General features: G+C 59.8%; 24 protein-coding genes and 2 pseudogenes. 12 read left to right on the top strand and 14 right to left on the bottom strand.

The window, feature by feature from the left end:
* Window positions 1-40: 40 nt before the first annotated feature.
* On the top strand, window positions 41-1,408 hold the full coding sequence (locus P0D96_RS32735; protein ID WP_408317675.1) for an MFS transporter: 1,368 nt from the start codon (window positions 41-43) through the stop codon (window positions 1,406-1,408).
* Window positions 1,409-1,571: 163 nt separating this feature from the next.
* Window positions 1,572-2,696, top strand: a complete 1,125-nt coding sequence (locus P0D96_RS32730) for a porin (protein ID WP_408317779.1) — start codon at window positions 1,572-1,574, stop codon at window positions 2,694-2,696.
* Window positions 2,697-2,720: 24 nt separating this feature from the next.
* Here the strand turns inward: P0D96_RS32730 and P0D96_RS32725 are convergent, their stop codons facing one another.
* The 3 genes from P0D96_RS32725 to P0D96_RS32715 form a co-directional block, all read right to left on the bottom strand.
* On the bottom strand, window positions 2,721-3,701 hold the full coding sequence (locus P0D96_RS32725) for an aldose epimerase family protein (protein WP_408317673.1): 981 nt from the start codon (window positions 3,699-3,701) through the stop codon (window positions 2,721-2,723).
* A gap of 268 nt (window positions 3,702-3,969) precedes the next feature.
* Window positions 3,970-5,217 (bottom strand): ABC transporter substrate-binding protein, encoded by a 1,248-nt coding sequence (locus P0D96_RS32720; RefSeq protein WP_132379730.1) that lies wholly within the window; start codon window positions 5,215-5,217, stop codon window positions 3,970-3,972.
* Between the two features lie 73 nt (window positions 5,218-5,290).
* Window positions 5,291-6,535: a DUF1479 domain-containing protein gene (locus tag P0D96_RS32715; RefSeq protein WP_408317671.1), complete on the bottom strand. Its 1,245-nt coding sequence runs from the start codon at window positions 6,533-6,535 to the stop codon at window positions 5,291-5,293.
* Window positions 6,536-6,630: 95 nt separating this feature from the next.
* On the opposite strand from P0D96_RS32715, the gene P0D96_RS32710 reads away from it, so the two are divergent.
* Complete coding sequence (locus P0D96_RS32710) at window positions 6,631-7,587, top strand: helix-turn-helix domain-containing protein (protein ID WP_408317669.1); 957 nt, start codon at window positions 6,631-6,633, stop codon at window positions 7,585-7,587.
* A gap of 32 nt (window positions 7,588-7,619) precedes the next feature.
* Here the strand turns inward: P0D96_RS32710 and P0D96_RS32705 are convergent.
* The 3 genes and pseudogenes from P0D96_RS32705 to P0D96_RS32695 form a co-directional block, all read right to left on the bottom strand.
* Window positions 7,620-7,784 (bottom strand): annotated as a pseudogene (locus tag P0D96_RS32705) (3-methyl-2-oxobutanoate hydroxymethyltransferase); the annotation flags it as partial.
* A 169-nt stretch (window positions 7,785-7,953) separates the two neighbouring features.
* Window positions 7,954-9,171, bottom strand: a complete 1,218-nt coding sequence (locus tag P0D96_RS32700) for a tryptophan leader peptide (RefSeq protein WP_408317667.1) — start codon at window positions 9,169-9,171, stop codon at window positions 7,954-7,956.
* Window positions 9,172-9,710: 539 nt separating this feature from the next.
* Complete coding sequence (locus P0D96_RS32695) at window positions 9,711-9,932, bottom strand: hypothetical protein (protein WP_408317665.1); 222 nt, start codon at window positions 9,930-9,932, stop codon at window positions 9,711-9,713.
* Between the two features lie 376 nt (window positions 9,933-10,308).
* On the opposite strand from P0D96_RS32695, the gene P0D96_RS32690 reads away from it, so the two are divergent.
* From P0D96_RS32690 to P0D96_RS32675, 4 genes are all read left to right on the top strand, one after another.
* A complete protein-coding gene (locus P0D96_RS32690) occupies window positions 10,309-10,902 on the top strand; it encodes a cytochrome b/b6 domain-containing protein (protein WP_408317777.1) in 594 nt (197 codons plus the stop codon).
* Window positions 10,903-10,904: 2 nt separating this feature from the next.
* Window positions 10,905-11,696: a molybdopterin-dependent oxidoreductase gene (locus tag P0D96_RS32685; protein ID WP_408317663.1), complete on the top strand. Its 792-nt coding sequence runs from the start codon at window positions 10,905-10,907 to the stop codon at window positions 11,694-11,696.
* Between the two features lie 48 nt (window positions 11,697-11,744).
* Complete coding sequence (locus P0D96_RS32680) at window positions 11,745-12,359, top strand: hypothetical protein (protein ID WP_408317661.1); 615 nt, start codon at window positions 11,745-11,747, stop codon at window positions 12,357-12,359.
* 122 nt (window positions 12,360-12,481) lie between these two features.
* Window positions 12,482-12,943 carry a CHRD domain-containing protein gene (locus P0D96_RS32675; RefSeq protein WP_408317659.1) on the top strand — a complete coding sequence of 154 codons (462 nt, stop codon included), beginning with the start codon at window positions 12,482-12,484 and terminating at the stop codon, window positions 12,941-12,943.
* Between the two features lie 31 nt (window positions 12,944-12,974).
* Here the strand turns inward: P0D96_RS32675 and P0D96_RS32670 are convergent, their stop codons facing one another.
* From P0D96_RS32670 to P0D96_RS32655, 4 genes and pseudogenes are all read right to left on the bottom strand, one after another.
* Window positions 12,975-13,667, bottom strand: coding sequence for a cytochrome b/b6 domain-containing protein (locus P0D96_RS32670; RefSeq protein WP_408317657.1), 693 nt, complete (start codon window positions 13,665-13,667; stop codon window positions 12,975-12,977).
* Between the two features lie 28 nt (window positions 13,668-13,695).
* Window positions 13,696-13,898 (bottom strand): annotated as a pseudogene (locus P0D96_RS32665) (TIGR00366 family protein); the annotation flags it as partial.
* A gap of 503 nt (window positions 13,899-14,401) precedes the next feature.
* Window positions 14,402-16,789 (bottom strand): phosphocholine-specific phospholipase C, encoded by a 2,388-nt coding sequence (locus tag P0D96_RS32660; protein ID WP_408317775.1) that lies wholly within the window; start codon window positions 16,787-16,789, stop codon window positions 14,402-14,404.
* Window positions 16,790-17,405: 616 nt separating this feature from the next.
* A complete protein-coding gene (locus tag P0D96_RS32655; RefSeq protein WP_408317655.1) occupies window positions 17,406-18,011 on the bottom strand; it encodes a TetR/AcrR family transcriptional regulator in 606 nt (201 codons plus the stop codon).
* A 130-nt stretch (window positions 18,012-18,141) separates the two neighbouring features.
* Between P0D96_RS32655 and P0D96_RS32650 the strand changes: the two genes are divergently transcribed.
* On the top strand, window positions 18,142-19,065 hold the full coding sequence (locus tag P0D96_RS32650) for an NAD-dependent epimerase/dehydratase family protein (protein WP_408317653.1): 924 nt from the start codon (window positions 18,142-18,144) through the stop codon (window positions 19,063-19,065).
* Window positions 19,066-19,067: 2 nt separating this feature from the next.
* The gene (locus P0D96_RS32645; RefSeq protein WP_408317651.1) at window positions 19,068-19,412 is read left to right on the top strand and encodes a DoxX family protein; all 345 of its coding nucleotides are present in this window, start codon (window positions 19,068-19,070) and stop codon (window positions 19,410-19,412) included.
* Window positions 19,413-19,739: 327 nt separating this feature from the next.
* On the opposite strand, the gene P0D96_RS32640 is transcribed toward P0D96_RS32645, so the two are convergent.
* Window positions 19,740-20,696, bottom strand: a complete 957-nt coding sequence (locus P0D96_RS32640; protein WP_132379706.1) for a GlxA family transcriptional regulator — start codon at window positions 20,694-20,696, stop codon at window positions 19,740-19,742.
* 218 nt (window positions 20,697-20,914) lie between these two features.
* Here P0D96_RS32640 and P0D96_RS32635 point away from each other — a divergent pair, with 218 nt between their 5' ends.
* Together P0D96_RS32635 and P0D96_RS32630 are read left to right on the top strand one after the other, a co-directional pair.
* Window positions 20,915-21,901: a nitrilase-related carbon-nitrogen hydrolase gene (locus tag P0D96_RS32635; RefSeq protein ID WP_408317648.1), complete on the top strand. Its 987-nt coding sequence runs from the start codon at window positions 20,915-20,917 to the stop codon at window positions 21,899-21,901.
* Window positions 21,902-22,695: 794 nt separating this feature from the next.
* Window positions 22,696-22,881 (top strand): hypothetical protein, encoded by a 186-nt coding sequence (locus P0D96_RS32630; protein ID WP_132379702.1) that lies wholly within the window; start codon window positions 22,696-22,698, stop codon window positions 22,879-22,881.
* 190 nt (window positions 22,882-23,071) lie between these two features.
* On the opposite strand, the gene P0D96_RS32625 is transcribed toward P0D96_RS32630, so the two are convergent.
* The 3 genes from P0D96_RS32625 to P0D96_RS32615 form a co-directional block, all read right to left on the bottom strand.
* Window positions 23,072-23,383: a DUF4148 domain-containing protein gene (locus tag P0D96_RS32625; protein WP_408317646.1), complete on the bottom strand. Its 312-nt coding sequence runs from the start codon at window positions 23,381-23,383 to the stop codon at window positions 23,072-23,074.
* A 320-nt stretch (window positions 23,384-23,703) separates the two neighbouring features.
* Window positions 23,704-24,891: an MFS transporter gene (locus tag P0D96_RS32620; RefSeq protein WP_408317644.1), complete on the bottom strand. Its 1,188-nt coding sequence runs from the start codon at window positions 24,889-24,891 to the stop codon at window positions 23,704-23,706.
* Between the two features lie 132 nt (window positions 24,892-25,023).
* Window positions 25,024-26,178 carry an alkene reductase gene (locus P0D96_RS32615; RefSeq protein WP_408317642.1) on the bottom strand — a complete coding sequence of 385 codons (1,155 nt, stop codon included), beginning with the start codon at window positions 26,176-26,178 and terminating at the stop codon, window positions 25,024-25,026.
* Window positions 26,179-26,262: 84 nt separating this feature from the next.
* Between P0D96_RS32615 and P0D96_RS32610 the strand changes: the two genes are divergently transcribed.
* A complete protein-coding gene (locus tag P0D96_RS32610; protein WP_132379694.1) occupies window positions 26,263-26,640 on the top strand; it encodes a winged helix-turn-helix transcriptional regulator in 378 nt (125 codons plus the stop codon).
* Window positions 26,641-26,644: the final 4 nt, after the last annotated feature.

Here is a 26,644-nt window from a genome sequence, read left to right as displayed (position 1 = left end):
AAGATGGCGCTGCAGCATAAAACAAAATCAGGAGACAACGATGAGACAGTTGAACGTGCACGTAATCGCTGATGATGCGCGGTTCGGGACCTTGCATGCCACCATCCTACTGATCTGTACTCTGATAATCGTCGCCGACGGCTATGACCTGGCGATTGTGGGCGCGGCTCTGCCGTCAGTCATGAAGGACCTGCATGTCGCTGCGGCGCAGGCAGGCTTGATGGTGAGTGCGGGTTTCGCTGGCCTGATGATCGGTGCAATTGCTGCAGGGATGCTTGCTGACCGCGTCGGACGCAAGAAGACGATGGCTGTCTGCGTGGTTCTCTTCAGCATTGTGACGGCCTGCACCGGCTTCGTTCACGATGCTGTGCTGTTCGGCATTGTTCGCTTTGTGGCCGGCATGGGAATTGGTGGTGTCATGCCGTGCGTCGTGGCTCACGTAACGGAGTTTGCTCCGCGAAAGCATCGCGCGACGATGGTGACCGTGGCCTTCAGTGGCTTTGCGATTGGTGGAATGTTGGCTGCCGTCCTTGGCAATACGATGATCGAAGTGCATGGATGGCGGTCACTGTTTTTCGTCGCTGCACTGCCGCTTCTCTTCGTTCCGTTTTTGGTTGGACAACTGCCTGAGTCGATCGCGTATCTGGTCAGGACCGAGCGGGTCGCCGAATTGCGCTCTATCGTGCGCGGCCTGAATTCCCGGTTCGAAGTGCAGCCCGACGATGACTTTGTCGTTCCGGTTCGCAGCAGTGCAGGGTCCGTGATCGATGATGTCTCTATCGGCCTCCTGTTCAACGATGGCCGTCTGTCCAGCACAATCATGTTGTGGCTCGCTTCCTTCATGTGCGTGTTCGTCATCTACGGACTGGCATCATGGCTCGCGAAGATCATGACCAATGCCGGCTACAGCCTCACGTCGGCGTTGAATCTTCTGCTTGCGTTAAATGTCGGTGCCCTCGTCGGCGGCGTTTCGGCCGGCCTGCTTGCTGACCGCTTTCCGATCAAGATCGTCCTGTGCTCGTTTTATCTGCTCGCTTCGGTAGCAATACTGATATCGGGCAGCGGCGTTCCGGTCATATGGCTTTACGTCACGACAGGCTTTCTCGGTGCTTCGACGTATGGCGGCCAGATGCTGACCTATGCGTATGCCGGACAGTTTTACCCGCCCGCAGTCCGTTCCTCGGGAGTGGGATGGGTCACCGGGGTGGGAAGGCTGGGTGCAATTCTCGCGCCGATCGCGTTCGGTGCGCTGATGGCGCTACAACTGCCGCGCCAGCAGAACTTTCTGCTCATTGCAATTCCGATGTTTATCGCGGCGGCCGCAGTGACACGGATCGGTCACGGACGCTCGAACGGTAAGGGGAGTGCGGACGACATCCGCGCGTATGACGCATCCAGGTCGCGATAGGCGTTGGCCTTGTTGCCCGCGCCCCTTCATCAGCTCATTACGATAAATCTGCCGCGGAAGACTGGCGATGTAGAGTCACTTACATGATTAACATCACTAAATAAATTTTAAGGGTCAAGCCGGTCTTATGAGGCTGGAATCTATACAAGATAGAGGAGACGAGATGAAGAGGAAGTGGAGCGCGGCAGCCGCGTTGGTTGTCGTGGGAGGTGCAGCACACGCGCAATCGTCGGTGACGCTTTATGGTGCCCTTGATTCCGGATTGCTGTATCAGAGTACATCGGCCGCTTCGTTCTCACCGAAAGCGCCGAATACCGGGAGGGTATACGCATTCAAGGATGGGGGTATCTATTCGAGCATCTGGGGTCTTAAAGGCACTGAAGACATCGGAGGCGGCTACAAACTCAACTTCAAGCTGCAGGGGTCGTTCAATAGCGGCACTGGGAAGCTCGGATTGGCCGGTGCGCCGGGCGCCAATGCGGTCTTCAATCAGCAAACGACGGTGGGCGTATCGGGCCCGTTCGGCACCGTCGATGCGGGCCGGCAAATCGCTCCGATGATCTACGCGATGTATGATACCGACGTGCGGGGCGCGCAGTACTTCGGCAGTATCCTGACCGCGTGGCTTGGTATGAACCAGGCCGCGGGCTGGCAGGGCACCAGCACCAACGGCCCGATCGGCGCACTATGGGACGACAACGCGCTGGTCTACCAGTCGCCGAAATTCTATGGCGCGTCCCTCGCGCTGGAGTATGCACCGGGCGGCGTCGCGGGCCAGTTTCAAGGCGGAACGCGCGAGTCCGCCGTTCTGAAGTACTCGAACTACGGCCTCAATCTGGCCGCTGCATACTACAACGGTCACGATGCAAACCCTTCGACTACAACGATCCCGACCGGACTGGACAATAATCGCTTTTACTATCTGGGCGCGAAATATACGTTCAACGATTTTTCCGTATCGACCTCATACGGCATCGGCAAAAACCCTGCGAACAGTGCTCTCGTCAACTATGAGATGGTCTCTGCAGGTCTTGGCTACAGGTTTACCCCGGCCTTCAGGGTGACGTCGGGCTTCTACTACCTGAAGGACCGTAACAAGTCGGTCAATCACTCGGATGAATTCGCGGTGGGCGCCGAATATAGCCTGTCAAAGAGCACCGTGACTTACGCACAGGTGGGATACGTCAGCAACCATGGCACGATGAACCAGACGGTCGTGTACGGCCAGCCTGTTGCGCCCGGCGTGTCGACCATTGCAGCCATGATAGGCGTCCGGCACAGCTTCTGATACCGCATCCGCAACTGCCCGCGTTCAGATTGCCTGTACTGAAAGCCGATAGCGAATGGTGCGCGGCTCTTCAACAAGAAACCTTAGTCCAGAACGGGCCGCGAGTGGGTGGCTGGCAGGCGGGACCACGACGCGTCCGAGATCAAAGAAACTGTTAGCCGGCTCGACGCCAAGTGCGAAGTTCCTCCCGCACCACGGCGCGTTTGTCCGGCCGCCGTTGCTAATCCAAAGCAAAGCATCTGGAAGCTCTTCGACATTCCAGTCAAGCAGAACGTCGGCGCCGCTGGCTGCGTACCTCAAAACAAAGGGCGGCTGGCAACCTGCAATCTGCAAGATTTCTTCAGTTGCCACCGTGAGGGGCAGCAGAGTCACATCCAGAGATCCGGTTCCGGTTGGAAGTGCACTGAGCGATGTGGCCGTGCGGTCCGGCAAAACTTTTGACACCCCTGGCTCTACAGGGGCCGGGTAACTATGAATTGCCTGATGAGGACATCCGAGGATTTCAACTCCCTCGAGCGGGACAGCGAACGTCGGGTGATGGGCCACTGGCAAGACGACCTCCCGCCGAACGCGGACCGTCAGCGAGACATCCAGAATCGGTGCATCGGGATTGGCTTTGATGACACGCTCGAGACTCTCGATCTCGCCGTTTTCCGGGTAATCAATTCGAAGACGGAGCATGTCCGAAGTCTGCTCCACCAGTTGCCAAAGATGGTTGGATCCATAGCCGTGATTCCAGTCGTCGGAGGAATTCAGTGGCTCAAAACCTTGCGACAGGCCACTAGGGCAATGGACGGTTCCAAACGGAAGGCATGGCCACTCTCCGCGCAACGCTCGCATAAGTCCAGGCCACCGCGCATCGTCGCCCCACGGTGCGACATGTAGCGGCGATATGCTTTGACCTCCACCCAGTTCAAAGCGGACGGGCCCAAGCATTCCGCCCAGCGCCTGGATCGTTGCTTCACCATGCGGCCAGTTCAATGTCCAACGGGTCATTGCATTCATTGGCTTTTCCTCCGGCAGTTCCCACCAGACTGACCTACTGACCGTGGATATGGGGCGTCGTCGGATTCCGTTGCGCCGAATCGCATGGCCGACGGATCCGCAGGGGCTTCATTGGAAGGAAATCTCCAACGAAAAGAAAGCCCGCGCTAACGGCGGGCTAAATCCACATCTTGCAGACGTGGAGGAGACGTTCCTAAAGGCGACCTCATATCCCACGAATGACGTTGCATAACCGACTGATTTTTGCCAGGCGGTTGCGAACTCGTACCTATTTGGTCTTCGCTGCAGCGGCGACCTTGCGCATCCCCTCTTGCGGGTCATCATTCGAGTTCATGAAGTTCGTCACGACATCGGTAATCGCGCCCTGGGTGGCCGACGACTGAACATCACCAAAAGCGAATGACGGAAGAAACGTATTGGATTTGATTGTGGACTGTTCATCTGCGAATGATTTCTTGGCGCAGGCGTCGAACTTGCCCATGGGAACATCCTGCCGGACAGGAATGGAACCCTTGTAGAGACTGAACTGTTCCTGGAAATCGACGGACATGATCGTTTTGGCAAGCGCAAGCTGACCAGGCGTCGCTTCTTTTTTGCCGTTTTGCTGGAAAAACACGAACGAGTCTACTGTGTAGGTGAAGGCATTCGAAGTACCAGGCGCAGCCGCACAGATATAGTCAACGTCAGCCTTCTTGTTCGCATTCGCGAACTCGCCTTTCGCCCAGTCCCCCATGAACTGCATACCACCCGATCCGTTGATGACCATGGCAGTCGCGAGATTCCAGTCGCGACCGGTGGAGCCTTTGTCGAAGTAACCCTGAATCTTTCGGACAATCTGGAACACCTGCAACATCTGCGGCGAAGTCAGTGCTTTCTGGTCGAGATCAATCAAGGCCTTGCGATAAAAATCCGCACCCTGAGAAAGTACAACCGTCTCCCAGATGGTCATGTCTTGCCAAGGCTGGCCACCACGCGCGACTGGCGTAATGCCCGCCGCCCGGAACTTGTCGGCTAGCGCGAAGAACTCGGGCCATGTCGTCGGCGGCTTACCGCCCACTTTATCGAGGTCGGCTTTGTTGATCCACAACCAGTTGATTCGGTGCACCGAGAATGGCGCGGCCACATAGTGGCCTTTTGACATCATGGTCTTGTTGATCTGCGCTGGAAGTTGGGCTTTCCAATCGGTGGCGGACTTGTCTATATCGACCAACACGCCTTGATCAGCCCAGTCCTGTATCAACGGCCCCTTGATCTGCGCAGCCGACGGTGCGTTGCCGGACATGATCTGTGTCTTCAACGCCGTCATGGCAGCCGCACCCGCGCCTCCGGCTACGGCGAAGTCTTTCCACTCGTAACCCTGCTTATTCATGTCGTCCTTCAGCACTCTGATCGCCTTCGATTCGCCACCCGAGGTCCACCAATGCAACACGGAAAGTGACTCGGCAGCACTGGCGACCTGTGCGCCCGTGGCGAGCGCCGCTGCGACAATCGCGCCCGACATGAGTGTTCTTTTCATTGCTGTCTCCGTTAGTTTTGTTTATGAATCACCAGGCAGGCGCACGCCACGATGGCGTGCGTCAGGGTAGCGCTCACAGATCGAAACCGAGTTGAGCTTTACCGAGAGGCGTCAGATCTTCGGCGGTAGCCCGTCCGACAAAATCGACTTCGAAGTGGTCAGTAGGGAAGTCGGGCGGACTCTTGCCTTCAAGGAAGCTGGGCAATTGGCGCCTGAGGTATTCATCGTTTTTGGCACAAGCGGGCGCCGACGGGATATACATCACGTTGCTGTAGCCTGCACCGTGGTGCGCGTCTTCCACTGCGTGGATCACGTCGCTGTGCCAGAACACAGTGTCGCCCGCCTGCATGTGGGGAATCGATGACAGCGCGTCGAACAACGGCGCATGAAATTCCGGCTTGATGGAGAGCGCGCGACCAGGCATCGCCCCGCACAGGTCATCGTCGGCGACATCGTCCTGAAGGGCGCGCAGCAGAATGTAAGCCATCGCATTCGCAATGGGCACGAGCTGCAGGGTGCCGTCGCCGGGGCCTTGCGGCGTCAACGCAGTCCATCCCTGAAACGTGCGGAACATCGAACACACTGCGGGCGACGCGATCTCTTCGACGTCGGGCCGGAATGCGGCGTCGAACGGATCGTATTGACGCCAGTTGCCATCGAACACATGCCGGTACACCTTGCGGAAGTTACCTTCGATCCACCGCTCGACCGAGCCGCCGTCGCAATGCGCGGACAAGCCCAATGACTCGGAACCAGGCGGCCGTCGACGCATCCGGTCCGCGTAAACCGGCACCCGCTCTGGATCGAAATGGACCCGGCCTTCACTCTCATTGCGCCACAACTGGTTCAGAAACACACGGGCCGCCGTCAGCGACGGCGCCTGCCGCGCGAGGACCTGCGGCTTTGACCAGTACACGCCGTAAATCTGTGGCTTGCTCGACGCGAGCTGGCCAAAGTATTTGTCCTCGGCGCGGTTCTGCAGACGCGTATCCAGATCGTTGCGTTCGACGTAGTCCGCGATGTCGCGGTCCCACCCTTCCACCAGAGCGCGGTCGAACACATTGCGGATCACACACGCACCACGCGTTTTGACGAGGTCGATCTGCTCTGCGCTCACGCGCTGCTCCGCGATGTCGGAGAACTGGATTTCGGGGATCACGTTATCGCCGCGACTGCGTTGCGCGGCAATTCTGCTGGCTTCGGCGCGGATCGTTTCATCCACCTCGGCGAAAACATCACGATAGTTCGGAAGTCGTGCGCGAAGCTCCTGTTTGGCCTGCCGGATGGCTGCCGGCAGATCGTCGATGATGAGTGCCATGGTCGTCTCCTTGTGGGTTCTGCTATGTCCGAAGCATAGGCTGACCGCACCCACAAAAGTGATACCATCCAGACAATTTCTTTGCGCTTTCTGCCATGAAACCAGCATACGAACATGTCGAATTTGGCGACGACTGCTCGGTTAGGGTTTACCATCGGCGTTTGCCGCGCATTCCGTTTGAATGGCACCATCATCCCGAATACGAACTGACCCTGACGCTGAACAGTCACGGCAAGCGCTATATCGGAGATTCGATTGCAGACTATCTAGACGAGGACCTGGTTCTCGTGCCGCCGAATCTTCCTCATACCTGGGCGTCGAACCGCTCGATTGACTCGGCATCTCCTCAGGTTGCAATCGTGATCTGGTTCGGCGGCGACTGGGCGCGTCGGCTTGCGGATGTCTGCCCGGAATATGCGCCTTTGCGTAATCTGTTACGCCGGGCGGCCTGCGGGCTGGCGTTCAGTCCGGAGGTCGGCGCCGCGATGCACACCCAGGTCGACGAGCTCCTGTCCAGCGCCCCGCGAGAACGCCTTGCCGTAGCGCTAAACGTTTTGTGCACGCTAGCGGAAGCGCCTGGTGAGCCGCTCGCTTCGCCTACTGCGTTTAGCGACCGGACGGAGGGTCCTTCAGGCCACGAACCGGAACGTATAAATCGCGTGCTCTCGATGATCGATTTACGCTTCGCTGAACCGCTGCGTCTATCCGAACTTTGCGAGGCTGCAAATGTGTCGGAGCGTTCTCTGGCCCGCTACTTCGAGCAGCACATTGGAGAGAGCGTTGGGCGATATATCGCGCGGGTCAGGATTGGACATGCCTGCCGGATGCTCGCGCACACTTCCATCCCGGTTTCCGTCGTTGCAGCCCGCTCTGGATTTCCGAACGTCGCTAACTTCAACCGACAGTTCAAGGCGTTGAAGGAACTCACGCCCGCCGCTTATCGCAAACAGTTCACGGCCGGCGATATTGCCGAAACAGACGCCAGTCCGCAGATCAACGAACGCTCACCTTCATTGCAACGAAACCCGCGACTACCGAAATCAATTGCGTAACGCAGGCAAGCGGCCCTAGGCGCGGGATTGAAGCTGGCCGCATTGGAATGCCTTCTCGTCGGATAAGCGGTCTTGCCGGGGAAGACGCCCAACATGTCGTGCATCACAAGCACTTGCCCCGAACAGTCCGGACCAGCCCCGATACCGATTGTTGGGATCGCTAGCAACTCCGTCATCTCGCTCCCGACAGAAGTCGGATCGGACCATGTCGATCTCGAAGAAGCCCAAGTAGGTCCGACTCCCCGAATTTGCCGTGCTGGACCGCCTCATCGACAGATTCGCCGCCGAAGGCGGTACACAGATCTGCCCTGGACGCTGCCAGCCCCGGCATTGGACGGCCGGACTCTTGACTTCGAACGGGCGACGTCAGGCCGGCACCTGCCCGGGCGGACCGTCAAGGATACGGAGCTTGTCGCCAATGTCAGGAATATTGCGGCCGCCCGAGCGGAATTCGTTGTCAAGTCGATGCGCGGTTGCGCGACATTGCATAAGCGTCTCATGCAGTCGGGGTTCGGCCTGAAGGGCGGTCACCACCCTTTCCAGCTCAGACGGGGACTCACTCAGAAGGGCAGGAACGACCTCTTCTGGCGGTATCAGAGAGCCGTTACTTAGAATCTGTGCGGTCCAGTCGCATCCGTACAGAAGCGCGCGTCGCTCGGCCCTTTGCGCTTCTTCCTGGTCCAGTGTGGCAAGGCTGTGCCGGTTCCTGTGAAGGGAAGTGCGCCAGGTTGTGAGGATGTCAGCGCGCAGTCTTTCAATTGCGTCACCGAGCGGCGCGTTCTGCCCACCCGCCGCGAGGCGGCGTTCATCGAGTCGGTCGACGTAGTCCCGATATCCTTCCAGGAACGATTGCCAGTTCAGCGGTAGTTCGGTCGTCTGCGAGAACGAGAGGCTAAGCTCACCAAGCTCGTTGCTGATTTCGTGAAGGGACTGGGCGTCGGCAAGACGTGCTTCATAGACCTCATGAGCCGTCACCATCTGGCGGTGCAGGGGAAACAGGGGATTGCTGTAGCGTCGCTGCAGATGTCGCTCGGCAGCGCCAGGATGGGCGCTCCATTTCCAGTTCGATAGCGATTTCGCATCAAAGTCGACCTTGTCTATCATCGCTCGGAATACTGCCAGCGCCTCCTCGGTTGCATGGCCAAAGCAGTCAGCGAGCTTGTAATCATTGCCTTGCAGACTGGCGCTCTCATTCCCTCCGGCATAAGGGGATTCGGGTGCAAGTCGGAGGAAGCCGGTGGCCAGAAAGAATTCCATCGGTAGCTCTACCGACAGGCTCTCGAGCCGGAACGTGCGCGCCTCGGAGGAAATCCCCTCGATAGAATGCGCGAGGCGGCTTTCGAAGTCGAGGAGCGCATCAATCCTGTCACCGGACGACGGTTGCGCCTCCTCAGCGAACAGGCAGAAGGACTCGCGTACCATTCGTGCCGCGATCGGGCCGTGCTTCTCGGCAAAGAGCCAGAACCAGAGGGCAAGTTGATATCCACGAACTCCGTTTCGCAGGACCGGTTCGACATCTGGCGCGAATATGATTCCAGGTGCAGCCCACCCTGAAAACGGTGCTGCATCGCTGGCGAGGTACATGTCCAGAAGCTGCTTTATCGACTGATTCGTATCGCTGGGCCAGCTTTGCGTCCCATCTTGCCGCTTCCCGGTCTTCCAGAGTCTCCAAGCCATCCTGAACCTCGCAAAGGGATGTGGTATACGCCTCGGCACCGATACTTGCACACTCGGGCGGGGCCGTAAACCGACGGCTGCTCATTGTTCTTCCGGGACAGTTCGAAGCAGTCCTGGCGGCGCGTGTGAGGCCTGTAGGGGGAACGGCAATATCCGCAAATGCGACACCGATCACTGATCTGGTGCCGCCAAAAGCAAGGCTTTCTCCGCCCGCTCCCTGGGCGAAAGGACAAGGCGCGCGAGTTAAGGAGCAGCAAGAAGGGTTGCCAGAAGAGTCCGAAGCGGGTCGCGCAGTTGCGAAGCACGGCGCCGCTCGCGTGTGCGGTCCGTGCTATCGGCTGGCTCTGGCGCAACGATACAGTGGCCGGACGGAATGACCGTTTCCGGTTGTTCGGTCCAGCCGCACAAATCTCGTTGCGACCGATTGGAACCGTGCCACGACGGCCCTACGGCCGGCCAGTCACGCGTTGCACCATGGCGTAAAGCACCGACATCTGCAAGCCCTTCTTGAGCGCGAAGTTCGGGCCGTATTGATTGGAGTAACCCCACCAGTCAAAGCATGCATGCGGGTTCGTCGGCCCTGGCGCAGACGACGCAATCGTGTCGGGATACACGACGACCATTTTGTTCGTATCGGCCCATTCGTTGATGCCGGACTCGGCGACCATCTCAAGCGGATTGACGACCTGGTGTTGCGTGCCGGACCAGAGGTAGACGGGCTGTCCACGCAGGCTCGTCGCCGGGTCGTTCGAACGTCGGCTCCGCCCAGGTAACGGACCTTTCCCGACGATCGCACTCGTCGCGTCTTAGGCCGTTCCAGCGGGCCGTGACTGATTCTTGCCTGGTGCGAGTCACTTGCCTTCGAAACATGGACCAATTGGTGCTCCTGGCCACAACGCTGCCCATGCGGTCGCTTGTAAGAAAAATTATTTGTCGCGCAATGGAATAGTTGCGCGCTGGCCATGTTTACGTATGGCGACGCATCCTGGTCGCGGCCGGCCAGCAGTGCCGACCGTGAGCTACCTCATCAATCACGAGATCGCCTTGATTCACACAACGATTCAACCCGCCTGGGTCCGCATCACACACTGGATTAATGCGCTCGCTGTCGTATTGATGGTGACAAGCGGCTGGCAGATCTATGACGCCTCGCCGATCTTTCCAGCTTTACAGTTTCCTTCCGCCATCACATTGGGCGGCTGGCTCGGCGGGGCCTTGCAATGGCATTTTGCGATCATGTGGATGCTGGTCGCGAATTTCCTCATCTACGTCGGGCTGAATATCGCTTCGGGACGTCTGCGCCGGAAACTGCTGCCGGTCAGCTTCAAGTCGCTTGCAACCGATCTCGTCGCCGCCCTGCGCGGCACGCTCGCGCATGAGGACCTCACACGCTACAACGCGGTACAGAAATTGGCCTATCTGGTCGTCATCGTCGATATCGCGCTCGTGATCCTGTCGGGGCTGGCGATATGGAAGTCGGTGCAGTTCCCCCTGCTGCGCACGCTGATGGGCGGATACGACAATGCGCGCGTCGTGCATTTCGTTGCAATGAGCGTGCTGGTTGCGTTCTTCGTCGTGCATGTCGTCATGGTCGCGCTGGTGCCGCGCTCGCTGCTTCTGATGATTCGCGGACGGTGACCATGAGCTTTCGAAAAAAGGCTGTGGAGCCTGATACGTTTCTTCGGTCTCACGCTGAATCCATCATCAAGGATGCGCGCAACGAGCTGAAAAATCCGGCCCGCCGGCTGCTTGGCAAGCGAGTTATCACGCTCGGCGGCTTAGCTTTGCTGTCGGGCTGCGATCTGACCAATGACAAGTCGGTGAACACCATGCTGCGCAGAATGTCGTTCTTCAACGACGAGGTGCAAGCCCTGTTGTTCAATCCGAACGAGATGGCCCCGACCTATCCGGAGTCGATGATCACACGGCCGTTTCCGTTCAACGCGTTCTACGATATCGACGATGTGCCCGAAGTCGACGCCGCGACCTACCGCCTACAGGTGGGTGGCCTCGCGACTGGCAAACGCGTCTGGGCGCTCGACGAGCTCCGCGCAATGCCGCAGGAAAGCCAGATCACGCGCCATATCTGCATTGAAGGATGGAGTGCGATCGGCCGATGGGGCGGCGTGCGCTTCTCGAGTTTCCTGAAGCATTCGGGCGCGGACCTCACGGCGAAGTACGTGTCACTGCACTGTGCGGACAACTACTGGACCAGCATCGACATGCCAACCGCGTTGCATGCCCAGACGCTGCTCACACTCACATACGACGGCGAGGTGCTGCCGCCGAAATACGGCTTCCCGATGAAGTTGCGTATGCCGACCAAGCTCGGCTACAAGAATCCGAAGCATATCGTCGCAATCAGTGTGACGAACGAATATCCCGGTGGTTACTGGGAGAACCAGGGCTATAACTGGTTCGGCGGTTCCTGATGTGCATTAGTCCACTCTCGAAACTCAACAGTCCTTTATGGAGCATCCATGTCTATCCGCTTGAAACTTGGCGTCACCCTCGCCACGCTGGCTTTTGCCAGTGTCGTGCTCGCTCAGACGCCCGCCGCCAAACCGTCGCGTATCCGCGGCGATATTGTCTCGCTCGACGGCGACGTCCTGAAGGTGCATCGTCGTAGCGGCGACACTGTGTCGATCGAGCTCAAACCGACCGTTACCGTATCGGCGGTCAAGGCCATGCAGCTTTCGGACATCAAGCCGGGCTCCTTCGTCGGCACGGCCGCAACAACGGGCACCGACGGAAAGTTGACGGCCACCGAAGTGGTCGTCTTCCCCGAATCCGCGCGCGGCTCGGGTGAAGGTCACTACGCATGGGACCTCGGTCCGAACAGCACGATGACGAATGCGAACGTCGACACGGTGGTTCAGGGTACCAGCGGCCGGAATCTGAAGCTGTCGTACAAAGGCGGGAACAATGAGGTAACCGTACCGCCTAACGTACCCATCGTGACTTTCACGCCGGCCGCACGCACCGACCTGACCGCGGGCAAGAAGGTGTTTGTGGTCGCGACGGCCGCGTCGCAGGGTGCATTTGTCGCGCAGCGCGTGGTGGTCGAAAAGGATGGAGTCGCTCCGCCGATGTAGTCGATCGTCGGTCGGACGAATGACCTGCCCGCTGCGGTAGCACGTGGTTCAACCTCCGCAGCGGGTCGATTTATACTATCTGCAGCATCGCGCGTTCGCTGGTTCCTAAAGGAGAAAACAAAATGTCACGATCCATCTCGCAGTGCGCTTTCATGGTGTTGGGTGGCCTGGCCTTGGCAGGTACGATGACCTTGGCGCAAGCGGCGCCGGTCTCGTTTGAAGTGCCGTTGACGGGCGCTCAACAGGTTCCGCCGGTGCAGACTCCGGGCAGCGGCACCGCCAACCTCACGTACGACTCAGGCACGCGGGTCGTAACCTGGAACATCAGCTTCGGCGGATTGTCGAGTCAGGCCACCATGGCACATTTCCACGGGCCCGCCCCGGCCGGCAAAAACGCTGGCGTGAAGGTGTGGCTCTCCCAGAAAGGCAACATGGAGATGACGAGTCCGATCAGCGGCCAGGCCACGCTATCCCCGGACGATGCCAAGATGTTCGAAGCGGGTGACATGTACATCAACGTTCACACCAAAACCAATCCGAATGGCGAGATCCGCGGCCAGGTGGTGCCGCCGAAGAGCAACTGACGCGACCACTGAAGCGGCATCCTGAGATCGCTCAGAGATAAGCCGCGAGCAGCATCACCACGGCAGCGCCGACGCCGAGCGGCAGCAGCGCCAGCAGCGCTGGCGTCTGCCGCGGCGCATCGATAGACGAGGGCAACAGCTTGTATCCCGTTAGCATCGGGCGCAGCAGGTTGTGTCCCTTCGCTACCGCGTAGAGAGCGATCACGAGCACGTGCAGTGCGACCGCGGCGAGCAGCACGTCCCAAACAAGCCCGTGCAGCGTCGAGATCGCGTTGGCGAGCCAAGCGGGCACGACTTCGCTCAACGGCCCTTCGTCGGCGATGTCGTTGTTGACATAGAGCCCGCTCAGCGTCTCAACCAGCAGCAACGCGAGCAGCAGCAGGACCATCCAGCCGCCGGCCGCATTGTGGCCCACCTGCACATCCGGATCGCGGCGAAACAGGTGGTGCAAATGACGAAGTGCTGCTGCGGGCGACGCCACGAAACTGCGAAAGCGCGCGGTCTCACTGCCAAAGCAGCCCCACAGCAGCCGGGAAATAACCAACGCGAGCAGCGTCTCGCCGACCCGGACGTGCCAGTCGATCCAGTTTAGTTTCAAGGTGACATAGGCCGCCGTGACCAGCAGGACCACCAGCCAGTGAAACAGTCGCACCGGCGCGTCCCAGACCAGCACCGGGCGGCGGACAGGCTGTGTCGGCCGGGTGGCGAGTTCGTGAGTATCCATGTGTTGCGCCTCCGTCCGCAAGCGATTGGAAGAGATACAGGCCCGGGGTGAACACCACTCCGGAAAATAGCAACGCGGTGACGCAATAGTCCATGATATCCCGTACGCAGGCTTCTCAATCGCGAGCGCCGGCAGCGCCCAGAACGGTTGCTTAATGGTCCGAGCCTCGCCGAAAGCGATTGCCATCGCCGCCTTGCCCAAGTCCGCGTGCAGCGCGCACGCGGCTGGTATCGCGATTACGAATCTATCAGCTCATCCAACCGCGCGCCCGTTGTGGGTGGCGAAACGGCCGATGTACTTCGCAGGCGGCCGTTGAATTCCCGCCCGGTCGAAGGGCCCAATTGGGGCGCATCGCGCCGATCGCCAGCTTGCGAGTTTCAGGCATGATGCACCATCCGCCGTTTGCGTTCAGTGTGGGGCTCCCTGTGGCACCGCATGCCGCCGCTGGCGATACGGAGTTCGTCCCTGAGCCATCGTGCGTGCGGTCCAAACGCTCGATGATCCGGGTATCGATCAATGTGAGACTTACGGATTGGACCTGGTTAGTGGCGCATTAAAGAATTCGAATCGCCGAGCCGATATTCACCGTATCCCAGAGATCAAGCGCCATGGAAGGTGCGGGAGCGCCTGATCCAAACCGTTCGGGCGAGGAGCGGTAGCCGTGAGCCGATGCACTGGAAGACCTTCATTGCACGAGAGGCACTGAGCTAATGCCCGGTGCCTCTCGTCTTCGATCAGAAGCTGTCGATCATCCCCATCGCAGGGTCGGTCACCGAGTGACGGCCGGTTTCGATACGCCCGGCGATGCGACGCAAGAAGCTGCGGTCTGTGCTGCTGGTGATCTCGAAGTCATACCAGAAGCCGGTCTGGGCGAGGTTCCAGAAGAGCGCGACCGGGAACGCGCCGTTGGTGCTTACCGCCCAGGTGTGACTTGGGTCGAGGCGATCATTCCGGGAGAACGGGGCAGGCTCCGGCCATGCGCCGAAGCCCGGCACCGGGAAACCAGCGAAGCCCAAAGGACCTTGGCCAAAAACCGGACTCGGCAAACCTGGGAAAGCCTGCAGCGCACCGTAGACCTTGTTGGACTTCACTGTGAACTGTGCGAGACCGGCACCTTCGTTGCGCAGTTGCAGGTGCAGGTTGCCGGTTAGGGACCCGTAACCCACACGAACTTCCAGATTGGCGGTTCTGTGCCCCTTCAGCGCGGTGAGGTCGCCCTTGAATTCGCGATGGTAGCCATTCGGGCCGAGTACCCACAGGTCGTACTTGCCGAGGTCCGTGGAGCCCGGCGCCCACACGTCGTCCAGCGTCTTGCTTGGCTCGACTGCGTAACGCTTCGGCAGGCGGTCCAGGTGCAACTTGTCATAGACGTGGAACACAGCACCTTGGCGACCGGTATTGGCGAACAGCAGTTTTACGGTACCGGTGCTCGCGTCCACATGAGCGCTGGCATGCAGTTCGTACGGCAGCGCACGCGACGGGCGGAAGCCGTTAGCCTGCTTCGGCATACCCCGGCTGGCGTCCGGCACGATCTGGCCCAGCGCCTGCTGCGTGGCGCGCAACGCATCGGCGTCGGCCTTGCTCTTCTCGCCCGCGATGGTCGGCAGCGGCTCGTTGTTCGGCGTCGCGAAGTTGAAGGCCGAAGTCAGGTCGCCGTTGATCAGCCGGCGGTACGTCGAGATGTTGCCTTCCTTGATGCCGAAGCGGGCTTCGAGGAAGCGCAGCACCGAAGTGTGATCGAACGTCTGCGAATTGACCCAGCCGCCGCGGCTCCACGGCGAAATCACCCACAGCGGCACGCGCGGACCCGGGCCGTACGGCTTGCCGTCCGGCCCGCTCGGCTGGCTGTTAGGCGTCGCGCCTGTGTCGGCGCGGGTCACGTACGGATGTGTGAAGTATTCGACGCCCAGGTCGGCGCTGCCCAGCGTGGTCTTTCCGGCGTAGGTGCCGTCACCGTTCGGCGACGGGACAGCGGCCGGGGGCACGTGGTCGAAGAAGCCGTCGTTCTCGTCAAAGTTGACGAGCAGGACGGTCTTGCTCCATACCTCGGGCACGGCGGTCAACGCATCGAGAAATTGCTGCACGAACCACGCGCCCTGCACCGGGCTCGAAGGCCCCGGGTGCTCGGAGTAGACGTCGGTCGGAACGACCCACGAGACTTCCGGCAGACGGCCGTTTCTCACATCATCGGCGAAAGCCTCGACGAAGGTGCCGTTGGTGTTCGGGTCGGTGTCCGTGGTCGGCAGTGTGTTCGCGTAGCCCTTGATCAGCGGCTGGGCCACGGCATCGGTCGGGTTGTAGACCGGCTCGGCGGCCTGGCTCAGCGACGTGCTGACCTGGCGCGCCGACGGCAGCGCCTCGTTGGCCCGGCGGTACTGCCTGAAGCCGAGCAGCGGGTTGCAGCCGAAGGTGTTCTTGATGTTCTGATACACCTTCCAGGTCACACCGGCCTCTTCCAGGCGCTCGGCGGTGGTCTTCCAGTCGAAGTAGGCGGATGCCGATGTGGTGACGTCAAAGTCGCCGCTGAAGTTGTTCACGAAGGTTTTGCCATACGCAGGACCATTCGTGCCGGTGGAATGGATGATGCGATTCGGGTGCGTGCCGCCAAGGAACGCGCAGTGGTAGTCGTCACAGATGGTGAACGCTTCGGCCAGCGCTCGCTGAAACGGGATTTCAGCCGTGTCGAAGTAGCCCATGGTCTGGTCCTGCTTGGACACCGGCCATGCAGCCATGCGGCCACCATCCCATGCGTTTTGCGTATCGACCCAGCTATGCGGCGTGCCGGTCACGCGCTGCGCATTGCCCTTGGTCTCATCCAGATGGTATGGCAGGTCCACGTTGCCGTTGGCATCGATCTGCTGCCACACGTTACGGCCGTTCGGTAGCGGAATCGTGAAGCGATCGCCGTAGCCGCGCACACCCTTATAGGTGCCGAAGTAGTGGTCGAACGCGCGGTTTTCCATCATCAGGATCACGACGTGCTTGACGTCCTTGATCGTGCCGCTCTCATGATGCGCGGGAATCGCGAGCGCACGACGGATGCTGGGTGGAAATACGCTGAGCGCGGCAGCCGACAGGCCGGCCGTGGCGGTACTCTGGAGAAATTTGCGGCGGGAATTCACGTGCAGGTGCTCCTTCTTGTTTGGCTGATCGTCGAAACCTTCGATAGCGTTCACTGCAGCCGATCGCTCGGCGAACCCGCATGGCTTGTCACGATCGACCGCATGCATCGTTCGCGCTCCATGCTCGATATCGCCCGTTAAGACGGCTGCCTGCCGAGACCCCGCTCGTGGAAGCTCAAGGATGTCTTGTTGCATGCCCGTAACCTGTCGTTCGGTAATTGTCAGGATCGGGCGACTGACGAATATAGGGAGCAACAATGACGGTATGGTGTCGGTGCTCTAATAGTTTTCGTAGTCGAGGGACGGCGATGGTCAGCGTGTCGGCATCCTTGGGCAGGCTCCGACAGGTTGTCCGATGTGGTTTCGATGTCCGGCCTTCTCCGATAGCAGCCTTTGACTAGCGGAGCGTGTGACAGGCAGGAGTGGGTCGCGTGTCGTCGATCGGCGGCAGGCAGTGACCGGCCACAAAACGACACTCACAATTTTGGAAACGCGCCCGGATCGTACGGAAACCGGTGCGCGACTGGGTTCGGAATCGGACACCAGCTGTCTTGCTTCCCGCGCTGCACGCTGTTGCGTTCCGCATGCAGCGGCTCGACATCTTATGCGCCGGTGCTTAGCGAAGTGCAGCCGCTACCGCCTCGTCAATCTGCAGCGCAAAGCGTGCTTCGACATCGGGCACCGTGTAGCCAATTGACAGTTCCAGATACGCGTCGCCAAGCACCAACTGAACGAATGTCGCTGCCCGCGTTGCAGCAGTCGATTCGTCAAATCGCTCTCGCAGAATATTTGCGGCGAAGGCACGCACGACCTTTGCACCATTTTCGAAAAACACCTGGCCGAGTGCCGGAAGACGCTCGGCCTCAGCAACGATGGCCCGGTAAAGCCGCAGATTATCCGGCGTAATTAGGCTTCGTGCCAACACCCATCCCAACTCGCGCAACTCGACTTCGGGTGATCCATCGGATTGCTCGTCCCGAGCGCTGGCAAGAAGTCCACCCACCTGAGCGCACATCGAGCTCACCAGACCAACGAAGAGCGCCTCCTTCGACTTGAAGTGGCGGTAGACCGTCTGTTTGCCGACGCCAGCGGCCGCGGCGACATCGTCCATCGTTGCCAGACCGAAACCCTCGCGTAAGAAAACGGTTTTCGCGCCGTCGAGGATTGCAGACCGCTTGCGGCTTTGCAGCGGGCTCAGGCCGGGGAGAGAAGAAGTGTCCATGCGAGATAAATAACAGATCGCCGAGTAGTTGACAAGACTGGGTAGTCTCGTTTAGATTCGTCAAAACGAGACTGATTAGTCTCGTTTGTATGGCTTTTCAACTTCGCAGGCAATCATCGAGGAGAACGCTATGGAACTATTCATCACAGGTGGTACGGGCTTCATCGGGCAGGCGGTCGCGCGCAGGGCAATCAGCCTCGGCCATCAGGTGACGGCGCTGGTGCGCGAGGACAGTTCGGCGGCCGCCAGCGCGCTGACACGTCTCGGCGTGAAACTGCATGGCGGCGACTTGCGCGAGCCACAGTCTTTCGCTGCGACTGCCGGTGCCGCTGATGGCGTGGTGCACATGGCGTCGACCAACGATGCTTCCGCCGCTGCTGCTGACGAGGCCGCGGCTGTAGCGATGCTTTCGCATCTGCATCCGGGCGCGGCGTTTGTCTATACGTCGGGCACCTGGGTCTATGGCAATACAGAGGGGGAGCCCGCGACTGAAGCATCGGCGCTGAATCCGACACCACTCATCGCATGGCGGCCCGCAGTGGAGCAACAGGTGCTGGCGCTAGCGGCACGCCGCTCGATTGCTGCAGTGATCCTCAGGCCGGCCATGGTGCACGGCTATGGCGGCGGCATCTTCGGCATGCTTGCCGGCATGGTCCGTCAGACAGGCAGTGTGAGGTTCGTCGGCGATGGTCGCAACCACTGGCCTGCCGTTCACGTCGATGATCTCGCCACGGCCTACCTGAGCGCGGTGGAGCGGGCGGCAAGCGGGGACGGTCGAGTCGCGGGACAGATCTTCAACGTGGTCGCGGAAGACGCCGTTGCCATTGCCGAAATGGGCGAAGCGATTCGTGCCTCGGTCGGCGCCGACCGCGTCGAATTTTGGCCGCTCGACGATGCTCGCAAATCGCTTGGGCCATTTGCTGACGCACTGGCGCTCGACCAGACGGTAAGCGGCCAGCATGCCCGGCGAGTTCTTTCGTGGGAACCCCACGGCCGCGGCCTGATTGCGGACCTCTCCGTACAGAAGCACTTTCAGCAAAGCAACGGAGCATGACCATGGCGTTAAACACTGCATCTTTCGAATCGATTCTCGCGACGATCGTAGCGGTTCTGTTCGCCGTTGCTGGGGTCGTCAATCTCGCACGACGCGGCGCGGTGAAGCGCGACTTCGCGCGCTGGGGTTACCCGGCCTGGTTTCAGTTGCTCTGTGGCGCGCTCGAGTTGCTCAGTGCGGCACTTCTTCTTGGACAACAAACCAGAGTTTTGGGCCTAACGCTGGCCGGTGCGATCATGATTGGCGCGCTCTTCACGTTGCTAAGAAATCGGGAGCCGTTCCGGCATCTCGCCCCGGCGCTGATCTTCTCGGCTCTCGTTGTGGCTACTGTGGCGCTCCGCGGTTGATGTCCTCGCCACCAGGCGGCGCGGGCAAATCCGTGCTGCAGGTACTTGAAATGCGCACATGGATAGCGGCATTGGAGCAACTCCGATTTGATCAAGTGCGTCACGTGTCTGCTTTTTGTAGCGATGGCTGGGCGCTCCGGGTCGTCTGCCGCAGATCACCGCTTTACGTGCCACGGGAAACGGCCCCTCACGCATGGGGCAGCGGGCGGCGAGTTTGCGCCGTTCGCCATCGCTGCGACGCTGACATCCGACCGTCTGCTTCGCTCGGCCACCGGCCGCCTTTGGGTGAGCCGTGCGCGTGGGCCAGGGTCGCTGCGCCAGGCGACGTCAGTTGCCGGCGGCCGGTGCCGCGCGGGCGCTCCTACGCAGGACATCGGCAGGTACACCAAACGTTCGGAGGAACGCACGCCGCATACGTTCCCGATCCGAGAAACCCGTTTCCTGCGCCACCACGTTAATTGTGTGGCGGCCGTGCTCAATCATGAATCTGGCTGCTTCCAGGCGAAGCTGTTCCACAGCTTTGGCCGGCGACTGACCGGTCTCGGCGACGAAGGCGCGGCTGAACTGTCGAGGGCTGAGGTTTGCGACGTCCGCGAGCTCCTCAATGGTGAGCGGATTGCGCAGATTACGGCGAATATGCGCGAGGACCAATTCGATCCGATCGGATTTCGGCGTCATGTCCAGTAACGCGGAATGCTGCATCTGACCACCAAGCCGACGCTGATTCATGACGAGAATTCGGGCAACCATTTTTGCGGCGTCGGGGCCGAGGTCGTTATCGAGCAACGCCAGGCCGAGGTCGATGCCGGCCGTCATTCCCGCCGAAGTCCAGACTGGACCGTCGTTGACAAATATCCGGTCTTCTTCTGTGCGGACTTTCGGGAATCGCGCTCTGAATTCGGATGCGTGTGCCCAATGCATGGTTGCGCGTCTGCCATCCAGGAGTCCCGCCTCGGCAAGGACAAATGCGCCACTGCAGATCGAGGCTATCCGTCTGGATGCCTTGGCCGCCTCTTTCACGAATGCAACTACGGGAGCATCGGAAGCGGGCATTTTCATTTCAGTGATTGAGCCGACGATGACCGTGTCGAATGCCGGGTCGCCAAACGCCTCGGTTTCCAGGGTCATTCCACCCGAAGATACAACAGGACCACCGTGTTCAGACAGGAGATGGACGTCGTAGCACTGGCCTCTCGGCGGCATGTTCGCGATCTCGAATACCGTAAGGGCCGCGAGGCTCATCATCTGAAATCTTCTCGGCACTATGAAGCCAATCCGGTGCATGTCTGATCCTGCCGTTCGCAACATGAACGTGCTGTGAATGAGCGCCGTATGGGTCGAATTCCCAAATAGCAACTAATGATTCCGAGCTGCGAGCTTTCTGCGCGCGAGCGACGGATGTCATGAATGGTGGCAACAACGACATACATCGTAATGGCCTGCGACGTTAAGGTACAAGCACTTCTCTCATCCGCCTCGCAGCCAGCGAAAGGAACACCATCATGTCGAAAATCATCCGCGCCGCAGCCGTTCAGATCGCGCCTGTCCTCTATAGCCGGGAAGGCACTGTCGATAAAGTCGTCAGAAAAATTCTGGAGCTCGGCAAGCAGGGCGTCCAGTTCGCGACGTTCCCTGAGACCGTAGTTCCCTATTATCCGTACTTCTCGTTCATCGAATCGCCATTTGCAATGGGTGCCGAGCATTACAAGCTGCTCGAGCAGGCGGTGACTGTCCCTTCGGACGCGACTCGCGCAATCGGCGAGGCCGCACGCCAGGCCGGAATGGTGGTGTCGATTGGCGTCAATGAACGCGATGGCGGCACGATCTACAACACGCAACTGCTGTTCGATGCCGACGGCACGCTCGTGCAGCGGCGCCGCAAGCTGTCGCCGACTTATCACGAGCGAATGGTCTGGGGAATGGGCGACGGCTCAGGCCTGCGAGCAATCGATACCGCCGTGGGCCGCGTCGGCCAGTTGGCCTGCTGGGAGCACTACAACCCGCTCGCACGTTACGCGCTGATGGCAGATGGTGAGGAAATCCATTCGGCAATGTATCCGGGTTCGTTCGCCGGTGATCTTTTCTCGGAGCAAATCTCCGTGAACATCCGCCAGCATGCGCTGGAGGCGGGTGCCTTTGTGGTCAACGCGACCGCCTGGCTGACGCCCGAACAGCAACAGCAGATTCTGCGGGATACCAATACAACCCAGATTGGCCCGATCTCCAGCGGCTGTTTCACCGCCATTGTTTCGCCGGACGGCGAGTACATGGGTGGCGCGCCGCTGCGTCAAGGAGAGGGAGAGATCATCGCGGATCTGGATTTCTGGCAGATCGACAAGCGCAAACGCATGATGGACTCGCGTGGTCACTACAGCCGTCCCGACGTGCTCGGACTGGTGATCGACCGTACACCGAAGCTGCACGTCATCGAGCGATCGGTGCACGCAGTGGGTGAAGAGTCAGCCAGCGATCTGGAAGAGCTCGCCTGAGCCGCGTGTGAAATCGCGGGATATCGGCGTCGAGTGCGCATCGCGCGAGTGCGATGCGACAGACGCGCGAAATTCAATCAGGCCCAAGAGGCTTGCCGTTGAACCTCCGGCTATGGGTTGTGTGCGCTTCCGTCGACAACAGTTGGTCTAGGCGGCTTGGCGAGTATTCGCATCGCTGCTGCAGCGAGCGTCTTCGATGACCTGCATGAGTGCCTCGCAGGAGAACGGCTTCTGCAAATAGACAAAGCGTCTGTCGTCATTGAAACGAGGAAAGCCGCGGAGCGAATCGGCGTTTCCCTCAGCGACCATGCGACAGCACTGCCTTTTATGTCGGGCAGGTTCTCGTCAAGGAAAGTGATTTCAAAAGCGCCGATACGAAGGAGTCTGGGCGCAGTTTCGCCATCGTAGGCCACAGCACTATGGTGGTCATAGCAGTCCAGCAGGAAAGCGAGACTGTCCGCGACAGACTCAATGTCGTCAGGCTTCGATCGGATTCGAAGCCTCGAGGACATCGTACAAACACGGGATACGTAGGCGGACCGCATGTGTCGCGATCTAACCCACAGCACCAGACGGAGAGTTGGATCCGACCCACCAGCCGCAGCGCGCACGTCTCTCTATCAATCTGCACTGATCGCCATTAAAAATCCAATATTTTCAACTAGTTGTGTGATCGCTTACCGCGACGCCACCGTTTGGCACGCACTTTGCGTTGAACCTCCACGAGGAGTGGCGACACCCTCAAAACAGGCTCTGACATTCCTGACTGACTAATTTCCCCTTGGAGAATCGAAATGAACACGCTGGCAATCAAAGACCTCCCCGTAGCCGTTGAGATGGATCGTACTGCAATGACCGCCGTCAGCGGCGGCAGGTTGCCGCAACAGATCGTGAACATCATCCAGGCCGTTTCAGACTATGCAAATGACGCTCCTACCCAGCACAGTTTTACTGGCAGTGGGGCTTCTGTGACGTACTAACAGAAACACGGTGTTTCGTAGCTCAAGGCCCCGCCAACGAGGGGCCTCTTTGAATTCGCTTCCGGTTCCTCACCAAGCGTGCTCAACTTTTCTCCTCGCAAAACAACCTGCAGCCCACGCTGCAAGGGATCAGCGCTGCGCTGCACTGCGCGCTAAGTCCGAGGAGGTCCGTAGTGGCTCCAGGGGCCTCTCACTTGGGATGTGACTGCTTGCATTCCGTTTCGAACCAATGGTCGACCTGGCGCTGCGCCGCGTGTAGATTCGCTGGGTAGTGTGGGTCGTTGTGCCAAGGTGATGGGTTGTAGCCCGCTTTCCTCAGGGCCGAAAGCTCGCTTTGGTGTTGCGACTTCGTCCGAGGCGCGTTGCTTCTAATCGCGGCCAGGTCACGGCACTCCGTTGGGCTCAGATGTGGCGCGCTTTGTGGCACGCCGGCGGCGGCATATCCAGTCAGCAGGAGCGTCAACGCGGCAAGCGCCGAGCAGTTTCTCATGAGGTTTTCCATAGCGCATCTCCACGCGTCCGATTGGCGCAACTCGAGCGGTGCGATACCGCCGGTCGCGCGTGACTTCCGCGTTTATTTTGCCTTAGTCCAGTCACCGGAAGAAGGCCACTGTACAAAGAGAAGAAAGTCAGGCGCCAGCGCCTCGAATGACCATCGCACCTCCGAAAAGAGAATACGCCCACCGGTTGTCGAGCGTCCGGGAAGCGTCGGCTACGGCCGATCGCTCGTAGGGCGGAAGTCGGCCACATTGGGACGTTGATCCATGCCTTCATGCAGACGTTCGAACGTCTGCGCCACCCCAGATAGCGTTTCCAGGTTCGTCACTTTGCCGGGAAGGCGTGGCGGCGACCGAACCAGACCACCAGGAATGTCGGCACGAGCAGAAGAGCAATCACGCCAGGCAGGTAACGAGCGCCAAGCGTCGTAAGCATCGCGCCACCGACCAGGCCGCCGCCTGCAATCGCAATATTCCAGCAAGTGACGAATATCGACTGTGCGACATCAGCCGCCTCGCCAGCAGCATTTGCGGATGCATTCTGATACAGCGTTCCGGCACCGCCGAAGCTAAGCCCCCACGCTGCGATGCTCGCATAGATTACGAAAGGAGACTCTTGCCAGATGAACATTGCTGCGGAGGCGAGGCAGAACATAGCGACGCTAGCAAGGACGAGTTCTCGCAGCCACTGGTCAACGAGGACGCCGATAATCCAGATGCCGACGAGAGCACTCATGCCGAAGACGAACAATGCTGTTTGCACGCTGCCCGACATGCCTGACGAGGCGAGGAACGGCGAGATGTAGGTATAGATGACGTTGTGGGACATCGCATACGCGAGCGTGACGATCAGCACAGGCTTCACACCCGGAATGCCAAACACTTTGCCGATGGACACGTGGCGACTTGCGGCGAGGCCCGGAAAGTCGGGTACGCCAAAGCGTACCCACGCCAGCAACAGAACTGTCAAGGCGCTCATGACGCCAAAGGCGGAGCGCCAGCCAACAGCCTGTCCGAGGACGGTGCTGAGCGGGATACCAAGCGACAGTGCGATTGGTGCGCCTACCATCGCTATCGCGATGGCGCGGCCGCGCAGATGTTCGGGGGCCATGCGACTGGCGTGACCCGCAACAAGAGCCCAAAGCAGGCCAGCGAAGACTCCCGCGAAGAACCGTGCTGCGAGTGTAATCGCGTAGTTCGTCGACAGGGCCGTCACCGTATTCAGCACGAAGAAGCCACCGATGGCCAGCAGCAGCACTGACCTTCTACGCCATCCGCGTGTCATGGCCGTCAAGGGGATAGCTGCGATTATCGAGCCAATCGCATAGGCAGTGACGAGCTGCCCAGTCAGCGCTTCCGAAACATTCAAATCCGCGCCAATCTGCGGCAACAATCCGGCCGGCATTGCCTCGGTCATCATTCCAATGAAGCAGGCTGTGGCCAATGCAAGTAATCCCAATACTGGGAGTTTTGTTGATACGTCTATTTCAGTTGACGCTGCGGGTGTAGCCATTCTGTTCTCTCATGTGCGTGGGTTACGAAGCTGTTCCAAACCCAGAGACTCGATTGAATTCGTTTGTTGCGATCACGACTCCTGCATCGAAGCCCACGCCGGGCTCCTCTGCCAAGGCTGGGACCCCGCACTTCAACGACTTTCCGCGCGCTCGACCGAATAGGCGGGGAAGTCCGTGTAGCCCACTTCACCGCGGCGGGTATAGAAGGTCGATGGGTCGGCTTCGGCTAGCGGCCAGCCATGCTTGAGCCGCTCCGCCAGGTCCGGGTTTGCGATGTAGGGTCTGCCGAAGGCGATCAGGTCCACTAGCCCGGTGTCGAGCGCAGCCTGAGCGCTCTCGCGGTTCGTGAAGCCGCCGCACCAGATAATCGCGCCCGGAAAAGCGGCGCGAACCTTGGCGAGCAAAACGTGGTCGATGTGCCGTTCCTTGAACTCGCTGCTCTCCATGTTTCCCGAAGGCATGAGCTGGTAGACCAGATGCATGTAGGCGACCCCGCGGCGACCCAATTGCTCTGCCACGTACAGCAGGGTTTCCTCTGCAAGAGGGTCTGCCGGCATGGAGTTGTACTTGCCGAACGGAGACAAACGAGCGCCAACGCGCCCCGGACCCAATTCACGCACCGCCGCTTCAACGACTTCCATCAGAAATCGCGTGCGATCTTCGACATTGCTGCCTCCGTAGCGGTCGTCACGGGTGTTGAGCACCGAGTTCATGAACTGGTCGAACAGATAGCCGTTGGCTCCGTGGATTTCGACACCATCGAAACCGGCCTGCCGGGCGTTGGCGAAGGCCTGGGAAAAGGTGCCGACCAAAGCCGACACTTCATCGGTGCTGAGGCGCCTTGGCGTGCCTGCACGAATGAAGCCCAACTTGCCATCGGCATCGTGGGCAAACACATCGGAATGCTCAGCCCGTTCCCCGGTTACCCCCCAAGGGGGCTCGCCATTCGGCATGATCGACGGATGCGCCATCCTGCCGACATGCCATATCTGCAAAAATATCGTGCCGTCATGGCGGTGAACTTCATCGGTCACCCAACGCCAGCCCTGCCGCTGGGCTTCTGTGTAGATGCCGGGCGTCAAGGCGTAGCCTTTGCTGGATGGTGCAACGTCGGTGGCCTCGGTCACGATCAGGCCGGCACCGGCCCGCTGCCCATAATAGGTACCCATCAGTTCATTGGGGACATCGCGATCGGACGTCCGCGTGCGAGTCATGGGCGCCAGGACAATGCGATTCTTCAGCGGAACGATGCCGCCAAGGACTTGAGATTCGAACAGGTTGGCCATATGTCTTCCTTCGATTGGTTACGATCGAAAGCTTACTTTTCGGTAGTCGCCCCCTCTACACACCGTTTGGTCAGTGGTTAGCAAATGAAGATCATCAACAAGCTACCGGGCTTGCCGGGCGAGCGAGCGCTAGCCGTCCTTTCAGGACGCTGGAAGGCGGTCATCCTCTATGTGCTGCTGGATGGCCCGCAACGCACGTGCGAGCTGGAGAAGCGCATTGCCGGCATCTCGCAGAAGGTGTTGATCGAGCAGCTGCGAGCGCTAGAGGAACACGGAGTGGTGAGCCGGCAGCCCAGCGCTGGGGATAGTCAAGGGATCGAATACCTGCTCACCCCGCTTGGCGCAAGCCTGCGGCCCATCCTGGATTCTCTGATCGAATGGGGAGCGCATCACGCCAAGGAGCTTGACGAGGTCCATAGGCTTCTGCCATGCGATGCTGTCGTTCGAGATCGTATTGGCTGACGGC

It is taken from the genome of Paraburkholderia sp. RL17-347-BIC-D (assembly GCF_046027915.1).
Taxonomy (GTDB): domain Bacteria; phylum Pseudomonadota; class Gammaproteobacteria; order Burkholderiales; family Burkholderiaceae; genus Paraburkholderia.
This window is presented reverse-complemented; position numbering and strand designations above follow the sequence as displayed.

Bases quoted from the DNA above. Each gene is read 5' to 3' on its own strand.
- P0D96_RS32735 (WP_408317675.1), top strand. From the start codon at position 41: ATGAGACAGTTGAACGTGCACGTAATCGCTGATGATGCGCGGTTCGGG.
- P0D96_RS32730 (WP_408317779.1), top strand. From the start codon at position 1,572: ATGAAGAGGAAGTGGAGCGCGGCAGCCGCGTTGGTTGTCGTGGGAGGT.
- P0D96_RS32725 (WP_408317673.1), bottom strand. From the start codon at position 3,701: ATGAATGCAATGACCCGTTGGACATTGAACTGGCCGCATGGTGAAGCA.
- P0D96_RS32720 (WP_132379730.1), bottom strand. From the start codon at position 5,217: ATGAAAAGAACACTCATGTCGGGCGCGATTGTCGCAGCGGCGCTCGCC.
- P0D96_RS32715 (WP_408317671.1), bottom strand. From the start codon at position 6,535: ATGGCACTCATCATCGACGATCTGCCGGCAGCCATCCGGCAGGCCAAA.
- P0D96_RS32710 (WP_408317669.1), top strand. From the start codon at position 6,631: ATGAAACCAGCATACGAACATGTCGAATTTGGCGACGACTGCTCGGTT.
- P0D96_RS32700 (WP_408317667.1), bottom strand. From the start codon at position 9,171: ATGTACCTCGCCAGCGATGCAGCACCGTTTTCAGGGTGGGCTGCACCT.
- P0D96_RS32695 (WP_408317665.1), bottom strand. From the start codon at position 9,932: ATGGTCGCCGAGTCCGGCATCAACGAATGGGCCGATACGAACAAAATG.
- P0D96_RS32685 (WP_408317663.1), top strand. From the start codon at position 10,905: ATGAGCTTTCGAAAAAAGGCTGTGGAGCCTGATACGTTTCTTCGGTCT.
- P0D96_RS32680 (WP_408317661.1), top strand. From the start codon at position 11,745: ATGTCTATCCGCTTGAAACTTGGCGTCACCCTCGCCACGCTGGCTTTT.
- P0D96_RS32675 (WP_408317659.1), top strand. From the start codon at position 12,482: ATGTCACGATCCATCTCGCAGTGCGCTTTCATGGTGTTGGGTGGCCTG.
- P0D96_RS32670 (WP_408317657.1), bottom strand. From the start codon at position 13,667: ATGGATACTCACGAACTCGCCACCCGGCCGACACAGCCTGTCCGCCGC.
- P0D96_RS32655 (WP_408317655.1), bottom strand. From the start codon at position 18,011: ATGGACACTTCTTCTCTCCCCGGCCTGAGCCCGCTGCAAAGCCGCAAG.
- P0D96_RS32650 (WP_408317653.1), top strand. From the start codon at position 18,142: ATGGAACTATTCATCACAGGTGGTACGGGCTTCATCGGGCAGGCGGTC.
- P0D96_RS32645 (WP_408317651.1), top strand. From the start codon at position 19,068: ATGGCGTTAAACACTGCATCTTTCGAATCGATTCTCGCGACGATCGTA.
- P0D96_RS32640 (WP_132379706.1), bottom strand. From the start codon at position 20,696: ATGCACCGGATTGGCTTCATAGTGCCGAGAAGATTTCAGATGATGAGC.
- P0D96_RS32635 (WP_408317648.1), top strand. From the start codon at position 20,915: ATGTCGAAAATCATCCGCGCCGCAGCCGTTCAGATCGCGCCTGTCCTC.
- P0D96_RS32630 (WP_132379702.1), top strand. From the start codon at position 22,696: ATGAACACGCTGGCAATCAAAGACCTCCCCGTAGCCGTTGAGATGGAT.
- P0D96_RS32625 (WP_408317646.1), bottom strand. From the start codon at position 23,383: ATGGAAAACCTCATGAGAAACTGCTCGGCGCTTGCCGCGTTGACGCTC.
- P0D96_RS32620 (WP_408317644.1), bottom strand. From the start codon at position 24,891: ATGGCTACACCCGCAGCGTCAACTGAAATAGACGTATCAACAAAACTC.
- P0D96_RS32615 (WP_408317642.1), bottom strand. From the start codon at position 26,178: ATGGCCAACCTGTTCGAATCTCAAGTCCTTGGCGGCATCGTTCCGCTG.
- P0D96_RS32610 (WP_132379694.1), top strand. From the start codon at position 26,263: ATGAAGATCATCAACAAGCTACCGGGCTTGCCGGGCGAGCGAGCGCTA.